This is a genomic window from Pseudooceanicola aquaeponti, assembly GCF_050897975.1.
In the GTDB taxonomy this organism is placed as follows: Bacteria; Pseudomonadota; Alphaproteobacteria; order Rhodobacterales; family Rhodobacteraceae; genus Pseudooceanicola.
The window spans coordinates 198,651-213,484 of the sequence record NZ_JBPAXY010000003.1; the positions used below are offsets into that span (position 1 = coordinate 198,651).

The 14,834-nt window shown below is 67.1% G+C and carries 11 protein-coding genes; 3 read left to right on the forward strand and 8 right to left on the reverse strand.

The features are described from left to right. Window positions 1-8: 8 nt before the first annotated feature. The 6 genes from ACRARE_RS07690 to ACRARE_RS07715 all read right to left on the reverse strand — a co-directional run bounded on the left by ACRARE_RS07690 (window position 9) and on the right by ACRARE_RS07715 (window position 7,162). Window positions 9-941, reverse strand: a complete 933-nt coding sequence (locus ACRARE_RS07690; RefSeq protein ID WP_432655843.1) for a LysR family transcriptional regulator — start codon at window positions 939-941, stop codon at window positions 9-11. Window positions 942-1,003: 62 nt separating this feature from the next. Continuing rightward, window positions 1,004-2,698, reverse strand: coding sequence for a dipeptide ABC transporter ATP-binding protein (locus ACRARE_RS07695; RefSeq protein WP_432655844.1), 1,695 nt, complete (start codon window positions 2,696-2,698; stop codon window positions 1,004-1,006). A 4-nt stretch (window positions 2,699-2,702) separates the two neighbouring features. After that, a complete protein-coding gene (locus ACRARE_RS07700) occupies window positions 2,703-3,593 on the reverse strand; it encodes an ABC transporter permease (RefSeq protein WP_432655845.1) in 891 nt (296 codons plus the stop codon). 7 nt (window positions 3,594-3,600) lie between these two features. Continuing rightward, a complete protein-coding gene (locus tag ACRARE_RS07705; protein WP_432655846.1) occupies window positions 3,601-4,566 on the reverse strand; it encodes an ABC transporter permease in 966 nt (321 codons plus the stop codon). A gap of 67 nt (window positions 4,567-4,633) precedes the next feature. Beyond that, a complete protein-coding gene (locus tag ACRARE_RS07710; protein ID WP_432655847.1) occupies window positions 4,634-6,229 on the reverse strand; it encodes an ABC transporter substrate-binding protein in 1,596 nt (531 codons plus the stop codon). Window positions 6,230-6,250: 21 nt separating this feature from the next. Further along, window positions 6,251-7,162, reverse strand: a complete 912-nt coding sequence (locus ACRARE_RS07715) for an N-formylglutamate amidohydrolase (protein ID WP_432655848.1) — start codon at window positions 7,160-7,162, stop codon at window positions 6,251-6,253. A 306-nt stretch (window positions 7,163-7,468) separates the two neighbouring features. Between ACRARE_RS07715 and ACRARE_RS07720 the strand changes: the two genes are divergently transcribed. The 3 genes from ACRARE_RS07720 (at window position 7,469) to ACRARE_RS07730 (ending at window position 13,008) form a co-directional block, all read left to right on the forward strand. Next, window positions 7,469-8,170, forward strand: coding sequence for a gamma-glutamyl-gamma-aminobutyrate hydrolase family protein (locus ACRARE_RS07720; protein WP_432655849.1), 702 nt, complete (start codon window positions 7,469-7,471; stop codon window positions 8,168-8,170). Between the two features lie 136 nt (window positions 8,171-8,306). Then, window positions 8,307-8,834 carry a cytochrome b gene (locus ACRARE_RS07725; RefSeq protein WP_432655850.1) on the forward strand — a complete coding sequence of 176 codons (528 nt, stop codon included), beginning with the start codon at window positions 8,307-8,309 and terminating at the stop codon, window positions 8,832-8,834. A 541-nt stretch (window positions 8,835-9,375) separates the two neighbouring features. Beyond that, window positions 9,376-13,008 (forward strand): vitamin B12-dependent ribonucleotide reductase, encoded by a 3,633-nt coding sequence (locus ACRARE_RS07730; RefSeq protein WP_432655851.1) that lies wholly within the window; start codon window positions 9,376-9,378, stop codon window positions 13,006-13,008. A 361-nt stretch (window positions 13,009-13,369) separates the two neighbouring features. Here ACRARE_RS07730 and ACRARE_RS07735 read toward each other — a convergent pair whose 3' ends face one another. Continuing rightward, window positions 13,370-13,816, reverse strand: coding sequence for a disulfide bond formation protein B (locus ACRARE_RS07735; RefSeq protein ID WP_432655852.1), 447 nt, complete (start codon window positions 13,814-13,816; stop codon window positions 13,370-13,372). 8 nt (window positions 13,817-13,824) lie between these two features. Further along, entirely contained in the window at window positions 13,825-14,403 is a 579-nt protein-coding gene (locus ACRARE_RS07740) for a YqaA family protein (protein ID WP_432655853.1), read from the reverse strand. Window positions 14,404-14,834: the final 431 nt, after the last annotated feature.

Sequence of the window (14,834 nt, forward strand, 5' to 3'; positions counted from 1 at the left end):
GGGGGCCCCTAGCGGGGACTCAGGCCCGGGTGGACGCGATCCAGGACCCGGGCGAAACAATCGCGGATCAGGGTCTGCGACGGGGTCCCCTCCATCAGCGCCGGATAGGACAGGTAATAGCTGGTGCGCGCATCCAGCCCCTCGATCGGGCGCCAGGTCAGGGCGGGGTTCCGTTCGCAGGCCAGTGCCGCCATCAGGGCGCTGTTGAAGGACAGCGCGTTCAGCACCCCGGCCATTTCGATGGCGAAGCGGGCGAAGGGCGCCTGAAGGGCGACGGTGTAGTTGACCCGGTGACGGGCGAACAGCTCTCGGTAGTAGCGGTAATAGGGATCGCGGCGCGACGGCATGATGAAGGCATTGCCGCCCAGATCGGCCACCTCCAGCCGGGTCTTTTCCGCCAGCGGGTGGTCGGCGCGCATGATGCAGACCTGGGGCTGGTCGCTTTGGCGGATGTTGACGATGCCGGGATGTTCCAGCGGCCGGGTGTGAAAGGCAAAGTCGATCTGCCCCTCGGCCACCGCCTGGGTCATCTCGTCCACCGCGTGCGAGGCGACGGAACAGCTGAGCTCGGGTTCCGCCGCGCGCATCTCGGCGATGACCCGGGGCAGAACCTCGCTGATGAACGACAGGGTGGCCGAAATGCGCAGATGCGACAGCGGCCGGTCGGTCTTCAACGCCATGCGCATTTCCATGCGGTCGATCAGGCTGAGCAGATCCAGGGCGTCATCCAGCAGGGTTTCGGCCCGGCTGGTGGGATAGATGGCGCCATTGCGGCGCACGAAGAGGGGGGCGCCCAGGGCCTCTTCGAAATTCGCGATCAGCTGGCTGACGGCGGGTTGCGACATGCCCATCTGGCGCGCCGCCCCCGAGATCGAGCCGGTGTGCATGACGGCGGTGAAGGCCTCGATATATTTCAGGCGGCGGATGTTGCGGGTCTGCACGGGGGGACTTGCTGCGTTCGGGGCGAGTGCCGGGTCGGGTGGCGTGCCGGTTTGGGGGCCGCTCAGGCGGACCGCAGGCGCGGGATCGAGGCCAGCAGGTCGCGCGTATAGGGCTGCGCGGGGGAGACCAGAACCTCGTCCACCGGGCCCTCTTCGACCACCTGGCCCGCCCTCATGACCAGCACACGGTCGCACATCTGACGGACGACCGCCAGATCGTGACTGACAAAGACCATGGTCAGGCCCAGGGCCTGGCGCAGGTCCTTCAGCAGGTTCAGCACCTCGGCCTGCACGGTGACATCCAGCGCCGAGGTCGGCTCGTCGCAGAAGATCAGCCGGGGCCGCATGGCCAGGGCGCGGGCAATGCCGATGCGCTGACGTTCGCCGCCCGAGAAGGCATGGGGCATCTTGTCGGCGGCGGCGCGGGGCAGGTGGACCACCTCCATCAGGTCGCCCGCCAGCTGTCGCGCCTCGGCCCGGCCCAGATCGCCGCGCGCGGTCAGCGCATAGGTGATGTTGCGCCCCGCCGACATGCGCGGGTTGAGCGAGGAATAGGGATCCTGGAAGATGCATTGCAACGCCCCGGTCAGGGCCCGGGTGCCCGCGCGGCCGCGATAGCTGGCGATGTCGCGCCCGGCAAAGCGGATCTCGGCGCCCGCGTCGGGCTGTTGCAGGCGCAGGATGCAGCGCCCGATAGTCGATTTGCCAGAGCCACTTTCGCCGACGATGCCCAGGGCCTCGCCCGGGCGGACCTCGAAGCCCACGTCGCGCAGGGCTTGAAAGGGTGCCGCGCCGGGGGTGGCGCGGTCGGGGGCATAGGTCTTCGACAGGCCTGCCACCGACAGAAGCGGCCCCGCCTTGTCGCCGCCCGGGGTCTCGGCGATGCCGGCCTTCAGATAGGCAAGGCCCCGCGCGCGGCCCTCGGTCTCCTGCTGCTGTTCCAGCACGTCGAAGCGTTCGATCCGGCGGTCCATCGGCGGGATCGAGGCGATCAGCTGTTGCGTGTAGGGCTGCGTCGGCGCGGTCAGCATCTGCCGTGTCTCGCCTTCCTCGACCAGCTGGCCATGGCGCAGCACCTGCACCCGGTCGCACATCTGGGCGACCACGCCCATGTCATGGGTGATCAACAGGATGGCGATCCCCTCGCGCCGGGCCAGCCGTTCCAGTGTGCCCAGCACCGCCTTCTGCACCGTCACGTCCAGCGCCGTGGTCGGCTCATCGGCGATCAGCAGGTCGGGCCGGGCACAGATGGCGATGGCAAAGACGATGCGCTGGCACAGCCCGCCCGACAGCTGGTGCGGGTATTTCGACAACCGGCTTTCGGGCTGCGGCACCTCGGCCTGGGTCAGCAGCTCGATGGCATAGGCGCGGGCGGCGGCGCCGCGCTTGTCGGTATGGGCGCGGATCGATTCCAGCAGCTGCTCGCCGATGGTCAGCACCGGGTCCAGCGCGGTCATCGGGTTCTGGTAGATATAGCCGATGCGCCGCCCGCGCAGCGCCTCTTGCGCCCGGGCGCCCTGGCGGCGGATGTCGCGGCCGTCCAGCAGGATCCGGCCCGAGGTGATGCGGGCGTTCTCTTCCAGAAGTCCGAGGATAGCTTTGCCCACGGTGGATTTGCCCGCCCCGCTTTGGCCCACGACGCCCAGCACCTCGCCCCGCGCCAGGGTCAGGGAATGGGCGTTCAGGGCGGTAAAGGCCGCGCCCTCGGCCAGGCGGTAGCGGATCGTCAGGTTCTCGATCTCCAGCAGCGCGCTCATCGGGTCATTCCTTGCCTTGCAGATAGGGGTTGGCCTGTTCGCGGATCCGGTCCGAGACGACGTTGATGCACAGAACGATGGCCAGCAGGGCCAGGCCCGGCACGATCGAGATCCACCATTTGCCCGACAGCAGGTAGTCGTTGCCGTTGGAGATCAGCAGCCCCAGCGAGGGCTGGGTGATCGGCACGCCGACGCCCAGGAAGGACAGGGTGGATTCCGCGATCACCGCGCCGGAAAAGGCCATGGGCAGCAGCACCAGCACCGGCGCGATGGAATTGGGCAGCAGGAAGTGCAGCAGCAGGCGCCATTCGGCCACCCCGCCCAGGCGGGCGGCGGCGATGTAGTCGCGCTTCATTTCAGACTGGCCCACGGCGCGCACCAGCCGCGCCGCCTGGGCCCAGATGCCGATGGACAGGGCCAGGATCACCTTGTCGATCCCCGCGCCGAAGATCGCCAGCAGCATGATGGCCAGCAGGACGCCGGGAAAGCTGACCGTCAGGTCCACCGCCCGCATGATCACGCTATCGACCCAGCCCCCCTTCAGCGCCGACAAGAGCCCCAGCAGGACCCCCGCCGTGGTGCCGATCAGCACCGAGATCACCGCCACCAGCAGCGAGGTGCGGCTGCCGTAGAGAACCGCCGACAGGATGTCGCGGCCCAGCGAGTCGGTACCCAGCCGGGCGACCGAGCCGTCCATCATTTCGGCCCCCGGCGGCAGCAGGCCGTTCATGATGTCCAGCTGCATCTGGTCGTAGGGATCCTGGGGCGCGATCCAGGGCGCCAGCAGGGCCAGGGCCAGGATCACCAGCAGCCCGGCCAGCCCGGCTTGAGCCAGGGGATGGCGACCAAAGGTCTTGCGGGCGCGGCCGAGGATCGGGGACGGGGTGTCGGACATCGGGGCCTCAGGCATGACGGATGCGCGGGTCAAGCAGCGCGTAAAGGATGTCGACCGCCAGGTTGATCATCACGAACATCAGCGTGATCAGGATCATGTAGGCCACGACCACGGGCCGGTCGGCATTGTAGATGGAATCGAGCAGCAGCTTGCCGATGCCCGGCCAGGAGAAGATCGTTTCGGTCACCGTCGAGAAGGCGATCAGCGTGCCGAACTCCAGCCCGGTGATGGTGACGATGGGGATCAGGATATTGCGCATCAGGTGGCGCCCGATCAGGCGGCGGCGCGGGATGCCCTTGGCCCGGGCGTAGATCATGAAATCCTGGTGCATCACCTCTTGCGTGCCGGATCGCGTCAGGCGGGTCTGCATACAGATGATGGCGATGGACAGGTTCAGCGCCGGCAGGAACAGATGGCTCAACCCGTCGCGGGTGAACAGGGACCAGTCGATGCCCAGCAGGGTCACCGTGTCGCCGCGCCCCGAGGCGGGCAGCCAGCGCAGCCAGACGGCAAAGATCAGGATGAACAGCAGCGCCTGCCAGAAGTTCGGAATGGAATAGCCCACCGTGGTGCCCAGGCTGATCGCCTTGGTGGCCGGGCTGCGGTGGCGCAGGCCCGAGTAGATGCCAAGCGGCACGCCGATCACCAGACCCAGGGTCATGGCCAGCATCACCACCTCGACGGTGGCGGGCAGCCGTTCAAGGATCAGTTCCAGCACTGGGCGGTTATAGACGAAGGACTGGCCGAAATCCCCCTGGGCGACATTGCCCAAGAAGGACAGGTATTGCAGCGGCAGCGGGCGGTCGAGGCCAAGCGCCGCCGCCAGGGCCTCGCGGTCGGACTGGTTGAAATCGTCCGAGGCCAGAACCTCGACCGGGTCACCCACGACATACATGCCGAAGAAGACGAGGACGGACATGATCAGCAGCAGCACAAGGCTCTGTCCGATCCGCCGGGCGATGTAGGTCAGCATTCAGATCCGGGCTCCGTGGGGATCGCCCCCGCCACGCGGCGCGCGCGGGCGGGGGCGGGTCGTGGGTTTACTTCGAATGGACCATGCTGGCCAGGGTGCGCCCGGCGGTGCCGTTGGTCACCTCAAGATCGGCGCGATGCGCCCAGGTCTCGTGGTTGTAGTAGAGCGGGATGCCCGGCAGCTGATCCATGGCCACCTGCATGGCCTCGGCCAGCAGCGCATCGGCGGCGGCGGCGTCGGTCTCGACCGCCCAGGCGCGGATCGGTTCCTCGAAGGTCGGATCGTCATAGGACGAGAAGTTGGCCGAGCCGAGGCCCAGATCCGCATCGCGCTGCGCGAAGGCGCCCGAGATCAGCTGGCCCGGCCCCTGCGGGTGGCCCCAGCCATACATGAAGGCGCCGAGCTGGTGATCGGCGCGTTCGCTGCGGAACCCGGCCCAGGGCTGGGTGTTCAGGGTCACGTCAAGGCCAAGGCGGGTCCAGTACTGGGTGATTGCTTGGGCCACGGTGGTGCCGTTGGCGTAGCGCGCATTGGGGGCCGACAGCTGGATCGCGAAGCCGTCCGCATAGCCCGCCTCGGCCAGCAGCGCCTTGGCGGCGTCCAGGTCATAGGCCAGATCGGGCATGTCCGGCGCGGCGCCGGCCAGATAGCTGGGGGCGAACTGGTTGGCGGCGGTGGCATTTCCCTGGAACAGGCGGTCCACGATGGCGCCCCGGTCGATGGCCATCGACAGGGCGCGGCGCACGCGCACGTCCGACAGCGGGGCCGAGCCGTCGGCGGCGGTCACCCCCACGGCGCCCTCGGGGTTGGTGTCCAGCACCAAGAAGATGGTTTGCAGACCGGGCGTCGAGGTCACGGCATAATCCGCGTCGGCGGCGATCACCGCCTGATCCTCGGCCGAGGGCTTGTCGATCACGTCGTAATCCCCGGCCAGCAGGCCCGCGGTGCGCGCGCCCGCATTGGGGACCGAGCGCACTTCGACCCGGTCCCATTCGGGGGCCGCGCCCCAGTAGGTCGGATTGGCGACCAGATCGGCATCACCGCTGGGCTGGAAGCTTTCGTAGACATAGGGGCCGGTGCCGATGGCGGCCTCGCCCTGCTCGAACTCGGCCTGGGTCGGGTACTGGTCGGCAATGCTGCAGTCGCCGTCGCGCGTATAGGCGATCGGATCGGTCACGCCATAGGTTTCCGCCGACAGGATCTTCAGGAACTTCAGCTTCTGGATCAGGATCGGGTAGGGCGCGGTGGTGGTGAAGCGCACGGTCAGGTCATCCACCGGCTCGACATTGGTGATCGGCCCCAGCGAAGAGGTCAGCACGTTCGGGCGGCCATCGACGCGGTACATCATCCGGCAGGTGCTGAAGACCACGTCGCGCGCGGTGAAGGCCGCGCCGTTGGAGAAGGTCACGCCCTCGCGCAGCTTCATCACGAAGGTGGTGGGGCTTTCCCACTCCCATTCGGTGGCCAGCATCGGCTGGGTGTCCAGGTCGACCAGCATCTCGAAGACATGTTCGGCCAGGCTGGCGGTCTGGGTGTCGCTGAAGGGGAAGGGATCGGCGCTGACCGGGGCGGTGGCATAGCCCAGGCGCAGGGTTTCGGCCGCGGCGGGGGCGGCGGCCAGGGCGGTGGTCAGCAAAAGGGGGGCGATATGGCGTGTCTTCATCGGGGGTCTCTGTGTTGGATATCAGGTGGAAGGAAGGGTCCGGGCGCCAAGGTCAATGCCTTCTCGTCGGGCAACGGCGTCCATCAGGCTCTTGAGGGCCTCTGTGCAGTGCATCTGCATCTTGGCGAAGCGGTCGGACCGCTCTCGCGTCGTTTCGTTCATGTAGAGATCGCGGCGCAGCTCGACCTGGACGGCGTGCTGATTCAGCTCGGGCCAGCCGTAGCGCAGGGTGATCTCGCCGCCGGCAAAGCGCCGGTTGGCGCCCACGTCATAGCCCTGGGCGCGGAAGCTTTGGGCCAGGGCCTCGGCTATCTCGGGGGCGCAGGACTGGCCATGGCGGGTGCCGATGTCCACCTGGGGCCGCTCGGCGCCGCCCCGGGCGGCGCTGTCGCGGCGCATCATCGAATGGCAATCCAGCAGATAGACCGCGCCGAAGGTCAGCCGGGTCTGTTCGATCAGCCGGGTCAGCGCCTGGTGATAGGGTACGAAATAGCGCGCGATGCGCCGCTTGGCCTCGGTCTGGCTCAGCTTGCGGTCATAGATCGGCACGTCATTGGCCTGGGCCCAGAACAGGGTCGAGCCCGAGGCCTCGGCGGTGGGTTGCAGCCGCCCGTACCAGCTGTCGGGATCCTCCAGCATGGCGGCGCTGATGTCGTGCTGGTGGCGGTTCACGTCCACATAGGTGCGCGGAAAGTTGGCCTTTACCGTGGCCAGGCCCAGGGCGCTGGCGGCCCCGAACAGCTCGTCGACATATTTGTCGTTGGGATAGTCGATCTGATCGCGGGTCAGCTCGGCGCGATAGCCGAAATCGGCGGGATAGGTCTCGCCACTGTGGGGGAAGGACACGATCAGCGGCAGGCGCGGCGCAGCCGGAGAGGTGACCGTGACCGGCAGCCAGGGGGCCTCTGCGACGGGGTGGGGATCGGCTTGCACGGGGTCTCTCCTTCGGTCTTGCGCCGCCCGGACGCACCGGAGGGCATGACCCCGGTCTAGGGGGCGGCGCGAGGGGCGAAAACCTTATTGAGAAACAGGGTAGATCCATAAGTTTTCTCAATAGGATTGCCCTTGGTGTCGCGCTGCCCGATCACCGGCGGGCAGGACGGGGCGCGGTATCGGCCTTGCCTGCGGGCTGGAGGGCCCCGCCGTCGCTGCGATGGCCGGGTCGGACCAGTCGGCAATGTATTCAGTTTTGCGATACCATCCGGGGCCGGACCCCGGGCAGGAAAGGCAGGCAAGAGCATGGCACAGCGCGCGCAGATCGCGGTTTCGGTCGGGGCGTCCACGCCGGTCACCCCCTATGTCGAGGCGCTGGAACTCGCGGGCTTTGCCCCGGTGCCCATGGTGCCGGGGCAGGGGCCGTCGGTCCTGGCCCCCGAGATCGCGGGGGTGGTCTTTGCGGGCGGCGCGGCGGTGCATCCGGCGCGCTTCGGCCAGGATCTGGACCCGGCGATCAAGAAGGCGGTGGACGAGCCGCGCGACGCCGCCGAATGGGCCCTGGCCGACCAGGCGCTGGCGCGGGGCCTGCCGATCCTGGGGATCTGCCGGGGGATGCAGTTCCTCAACGTCTATTTCGGCGGCAGCCTGAGCCAGAACCTGGCCGCCGGTCCCTGGCAGGACGCGCATCGCCCCGATCTGCCGCGCGACGCCATCGCCCATCAGGTGCAGGCCCGCGCCGGGCGCCTGGCCGAGATCTTTGGCCCCGCACCCTTCGGCGTGAACAGCATTCACCGCCAGGGCGTGGCGCGTCTGGCCGGGAATTTCCGGGCGACCGTGACCACTGGCGACGGGTTGGTCGAGGGGGTCGAGGATGCGGCGCGCCACATCCTGGCGGTGCAATGGCACCCCGAAGAGATGGCCCGTGCCCACCCCGCGCAGCTGCGCCTGATCCAGGCCGCCCTGACCCCGGGCCAGACCCCGGCGGGCGCCCCTGCGGCCAACTGACCCGCGCGCCCATGTCCTCCTCCGCCGGGGGCCGATTTCTGCGACGGAAAATCCGGGGGTGTACGTATCACCCCCGGAGACGCGCAGCCACGGCATGGAGGATGAAATGCCTGCACCGACACGACGACCGGGATTGATGGACGATCCTACCCGCTACGGCCTGGTCAGCCGGTTGTTCCACTGGGCCATGGCGGCGCTGCTGCTCTATCAGATCATCGGCATGATGGCCTCGAACGCCCTGGGGCGCAGCTCGGCGGTGGCGGCCTTTGTCGGGCCGACGCACCAGCCCTTGGGGGTGCTCCTGATGGTGCTGGTGGTGCTGCGCCTGATCTGGGCGGTGCTGAACGCCGCCCGCCGTCCGGCGCAGGAGCGCGGCCCCCTGGGCCTTTTGGCCAAGGCGGGCCACGGCCTTCTGTACCTGCTGATGCTGCTGGTGCCCGCGGTGGCGCTCTTGCGGGCCTGGGGTGGCACCCGGGGGCTGGAGGTTTTCGGCGTCCAGGTCTTCGCCCCGCGCGAGGTGGCGATCGACTGGGCCACGGCCCCTGCGGCCGCCCATGGGCCGCTGGCCCTGCTGATGCTGCTGCTGATCCTGGGCCATGCGGGCGCCGCGATCTGGCACAAGCGGGTCAAGCGCGATGACGTCATGGCACGGATGATCGGCTGATCCGCATTGAGCGATTCTCCGCCTCGCGTCCCCGGGGGCGCGGGGCCGCATATTCGCAAGGGCGCCTTTCGCCATATGTGGTGGTTCTTATGGCATAGACCCTGTGCATATGGTGGTCACCCCGCCTCGGGCCGGGGCGGGGTGACCTCTGGGTGACACCTGCGCGACCTCAGGCTGTGGGTGAGGGGATCGGCCAATCCCCCTGTGCCGAAAGGCTTTTCCCGGCTGGCCCCGAGATGCGGGAATCGGCCCGTCCGGCGGCAAGCGCGTCAAGATCAAATTCACGTAAAAACCGCGTTGAAAAATGCCCGACTTTACCACAGACTGTTCCGGCAGGCTGGGGATCCACTAGATATTGTGACCTCGCGGGCAAAGTTGAAAGGTCAGTCAGGGCGCGTGTTTGGTGCCCGGGTCCGCCCCTTGGGCGGTCATCACCCTTGCTTTGCCTGCCCTCCCCCCGGCGTCGCGTGGGGGCGTGGCCTTAGGCAGGTGGCAGCGGTCCCGATTGTGTCAGGTACATAGCTTTTGGGGCGCTAGACGAATGAAGATCGAACGCAAGTTTACGCAGGCCGGGCAGGACGCCTACCAGGGCATCTCCTTCATCACCACCACGAGCGAGATCCGCAATCCGGACGGCACCGTGGTCTTCCACCTCGATCAGCTGGAAGTGCCAGAAAGCTGGAGCCAGGTGGCCAGCGACGTCATCGCGCAAAAGTATTTCCGCAAGGCCGGGGTGCCCTCGAAGCTGAAGCGCGTCCGCGAAAAGGATGTGCCCGAGTTCCTCTGGCGCTCGGTCCCGGACGAGGGCGCCGAGCTGGGGGGCGAGACCTCCTCCAAGCAGGTTTTCGACCGGCTGGCGGGCGCCTGGGCCTATTGGGGCTGGAAGGGCGGCTATTTCACGACCCAAGAAGACGCCCGCGCCTATTACGACGAGATGCGCCACATGCTGGCCACGCAGCGCGCCGCGCCGAACAGCCCGCAGTGGTTCAACACCGGGTTGCACTGGGCCTATGGCATCGACGGGCCGGGGCAGGGTCACTACTACGTCGATTACAAGACCGGCAAGTTGACCAAGTCCAAGTCGGCCTATGAACACCCCCAGCCCCACGCCTGTTTCATCCAGTCCGTCGCCGACGATCTGGTGGGCGAGGGTGGCATCATGGACCTGTGGGTGCGAGAGGCGCGGCTGTTCAAATACGGCTCGGGCACCGGCACCAACTTCAGCTCGCTGCGCGCGGCGGGCGAGCGGTTGTCGGGCGGCGGCAAATCCTCGGGCCTGATGGGTTTCCTCAAGATCGGCGACCGCGCGGCAGGCGCCATCAAGTCGGGCGGCACCACCCGGCGCGCCGCCAAGATGGTGATCGTCGATGCCGACCACCCGGATATTGAGGAATACATCAACTGGAAGGTCAAGGAAGAGCAGAAGGTTGCCTCGATCGTCGCCGGTTCGAAGATGCACGAAGAGAAGCTGAACGGCATCTTCGCCGCCATCCGCAGCTTCGACGGGGCCGATGGCGATCAGTATGAACCGGCCGAGAACCCGGCGCTGAAATCCGCCATCCGCGACGCCAAGAAATGCGCCATCCCCGAGACCTATATCAAGCGCGTGCTGGACTATGCCCGCCAGGGCTATGAGAGCATCGAGTTTCCCACCTATGACACCGATTGGGACAGCGAGGCCTACGCCAGCGTCGCGGGGCAGAACTCGAACAACTCGGTCCGGGTCACCGATGCCTTCCTGAAGGCGGTGCAGGAGGATGACGACTGGGCGCTGATCAACCGCACCGACGGGTCCGTGGCCAAGACCATCAAGGCCCGCGACCTGTGGGAAGACATCGGGCACGCCGCCTGGGCCTGTGCCGATCCCGGCATCCAGTTCCACGACACCGTCAACGCCTGGCACACCTGCCCCGAAGACGGGGCGATCCGCGGCTCGAACCCCTGTTCCGAGTACATGTTCCTCGACGACACCGCCTGTAACCTGGCGTCGATGAACCTGCTGACCTTCCTCAAGGACGGCGCCTTTCAGACCGAGGATTACATCCACGCCACGCGCCTGTGGACCCTGACCCTGGAAATCTCTGTCACCATGGCGCAGTTCCCCTCGAAGGAAATCGCGCAGCTTTCCTACGATTTCCGCACCCTGGGTCTGGGCTATGCCAATATCGGCGGCCTGCTGATGAACATGGGGCTGGGCTATGACAGCGACGAGGGCCGCGCCATGGGTGCCGCGCTGACCGCCATCATGACCGGCGTCGCCTATGCCACCTCGGCCGAGATCGCCGGAGAGCTGGGCGCCTTCGCCGGCTACGACCGCAACGCGCAGCACATGCTGCGGGTCATGCGCAACCACCGCAACGCCGCCTATGGCGCCACCGAAGGCTACGAGGGTCTGGCGGTGAAGCCGGTGCCGCTGGACCTGGCGAACTGCCCCGAGCCCGAGCTGGTGAAGGTCGCCATGGCCAGCTGGGACGAGGCGGTGCGCCTGGGCGAAAAGCACGGCTACCGCAACGCCCAGACCAGCGTGATTGCCCCCACGGGCACCATCGGCCTGGTGATGGACTGTGACACCACCGGGATTGAGCCCGACTTCGCCCTGGTGAAGTTCAAGAAGCTGGCGGGCGGCGGCTACTTCAAGATCATCAACCGTTCTGTTCCCGCCGCGCTGACCAAGCTGGGCTATGGTCCGGCGCAGGTGGAGGAGATCGTCTCCTACGCCGTGGGCCATGCCTCTTTGGGCAACTGCCCGGGCATCAACACCACCTCGCTGGTGGGTCACGGCTTCGGCCCCGAAGAGCTGAAAAAGATCGACGGCGCGCTGAAATCGGCCTTCGACATCCGCTTCGTCTTCAACCAGTGGACCTTGGGGGAAGAGTTCTGCACCCAGACCCTGGGCATTCCGGCGGCCAAGCTGACCGATCCCAGCTTCGACATGCTGCGCCACCTGGGCTTTACCCGGGCCGAGATCGAGGCGGCCAACGACCACGTCTGCGGCACCATGACCCTGGAGGGCGCCCCGCATCTGAAGGTCGAACATTACCACATCTTCGACTGCGCCAACCCCTGCGGCAAGAAGGGCAAACGCTTCCTCTCGGTCGACAGCCACATCAAGATGATGGCGGCGGCGCAAAGCTTCATCTCGGGGGCGATCTCGAAGACGATCAACATGCCCAACGATGCCACGATCGAGGACTGCAAGGCGGCCTATGAGCTGTCGCATTCCCTGGGCGTGAAGGCCAATGCGCTTTATCGCGACGGGTCGAAGCTGTCACAGCCCCTGGCCGCCGCCCTGGTCGAGGATGACGACGAGGCCGCCGAGGTGCTGGAAAGCGGCACGCCGCAGGAAAAGGCCGCCGTTCTGGCCGAGAAGGTGATCGAAAAGATCGTCGTGCGAGAAGTGGCGCGCGGTCGCGAGAAGATGCCGATGCGCCGCAAGGGCTATACCCAGAAGGCGAGCGTGGGCGGGCACAAGGTTTACCTGCGGACCGGCGAGTATGAGGACGGCTCGCTGGGCGAGATCTTCATCGACATGCACAAGGAAGGCGCCGGTTTCCGCGCGATGATGAACAACTTCGCCATCGCCGTCTCGGTGGGCCTGCAATACGGCGTGCCGCTGGAGGAATTCGTCGATGCCTTCACCTTCACCAAGTTTGAACCGGCAGGGATGGTGCAGGGCAACGAGACGATCAAGAACGCCACCTCGATCCTCGACTACATCTTCCGCGAACTGGCCGTCTCCTATCTCGACCGGACCGACCTGGCCCATGTGAAACCCCAGGGCGCCAGCTTCGACGATCTGGACAAGCGCGAGGAGCAGGTCGAGGCCAATGTCAGCGAAGTAAGCGAAACCGCGGCCAGCAAGTCGTTGGAAGTGCTGAAACATATCTCTTCGACCGGCTATCTGCGCAAGCGGGTGCCGCAGGAATTGCTGGTGATGAACGGCGGCTTCGGCGAGGGCGCGCGCATGGCCCCGACCGGCGCCGTCGCGACCCAGGTCACCAGCGTTTCGGCCACCGCGATCAGCGCCTCGACCACCACGATGGACGCCCGCGCCAAGGCCAAGATGCAGGGCTACGAAGGCGAGGCCTGCGGCGAATGCGGCAACTACACCCTGGTGCGCAACGGCACCTGCATGAAGTGCAACACCTGCGGCGGCACCTCTGGCTGTAGCTGAGCCAATGCGAACTTGAGCGAGACAGGGGGCGGCGCGGCGTCGCCCCCGGACCACACGGCACGCTGACCGGGACAGGCAAGTCATAATCGAGCAGGCGAATAAGAGAGCCCGGTCAGATCACCCTTGGGGAGGCGCAAGCCTCCCCTTTTTCTTTTGCAGGGTGGCAAAGCCGAGGCGGGGGGATCGCGATTGCGTGAGCGGGCGTGGCAGGGGCTTGTCGGGCTCTATGGGATCTCTAACTCATGTTTCGGCAACTGCCCGAGTGCTTCGGCGCTCAGTCCCGTTCATGCCGAGATCCGTTCTTCTGTTAGCCAGTACCGCATGGGCGGGGCATCCGGGCGCTGCCCGGCGCCCCTGCTGCTCAGCCGCGCCGCCAGGCCCAGAGCCAGACACCGACCAGGACCAGCGACAGGATCGCGTTCCAGCTGGCCATGGACAGCGACAGGAACTCGAAGGCCACCTCGTCGCAGCGGATCAGCGGGGCATTCATGATCTGATCGAACATCTGGTCGGGGGTCAGCGCGCCCGCGCTGCCCGAGGTGCAGGTGGTCGGCCCCTCGAAGATGTCACGCTCGACCCCGGTGTGGTAGATCCCCACCACGGCGGTGGCCACGGCGGCCAGGGCGCCCAGCAGGGCCAGAGCGCGCTGGCCGGTGGCCACGGCGGCCAGCGCGATCAGCACCGCGATGGCATGGGGCCAGCGCTGCACCAGGCACAGGTGGCAGGGCGCCAGCCCGCCGATAAATTGCGAGCCCCAGGCCCCAAGCAGCAGGGCGGCGGATCCGGCCCCGGCAAGGGCGCTTTTCATCTTGAATGTCATAGGTACTTCACCAGCAGGAAACCGCCGATCAGGATGACGAAAAACGCGGTGAAGACAAGGCCGAGGCGGCGTTCGATGAAGTCACGAACGGGTGACCCGAATTTCCACAATAGACCCGCCACGATGAAAAAGCGCAGGCCGCGCGCCACGATCGAGGTCACCACGAATGTGGTCAGCGGCATTCCCGTCCAGCCCGACATGATGGTGATCACCTTGTAGGGGAAGGGGGTGACGCCCGCCCCCAGCACGGCCCAGAAGCCCGCGCCGTTGAAGGTGGCGTTGAACTCCTCCATGGCGTCGGCCTTGCCCATGCTTTCCAGGATCGGCTGGCCGATGCTGTCGAAGGCGAAAGCGCCGATGGCATAGCCCAGCATCCCCCCCGCGACCGAGGCCGCCATGGCCACGGCGGCGACGATGAAGGCGCGCGAGGGGCGGGCCAGGATCATCGGGATCATCAGCAGGTCCGGCGGGATCGGAAAGACCGAGCTTTCGGCGAAAGAGACAAGGGCCAGGACCCAAAGCGCCTGCGGGTGATCCGCCATGCGGATGGTCCAGTCGTAAAGCCGTCTGATCACGGGGCTGATGTCCTTCTCGGGCAGGGCCGGGGCCGGGGCCGGGGGCGTGGGCGCGGCGCCCGCTTCGCCGGTCAAAGACCATGGGCGGCGGGGTGGGGTCAAGCGCTGCGCCGCAGCACAGGCGGAGAACGCGCATCCGCTGCCCGTCCGACGGGCAGGCCCGCGCGCCCGCGCTGCACGGCGGGGCGGGCAGGCACCCGAGTCGCCCGGGCGGCCCCGGCCGCGCGGGTGTCGGATTGCGGGCTTTATCGCTGTGGTTGCATGTCCCGGGGCAGGGCGGGACACCGGGCGAGGGGGACCTATCCGAAGGGATAGGGGGCTATCCAGAAGGGCGCGGATTTGTCCGGTTGTGTGCCTGCATACAGGCGTTCGGCCCTGTAAAAGATTGGTAACAGGGCGGTACCCGAGAGAGAGCCGGGTCGCCGCCGCCC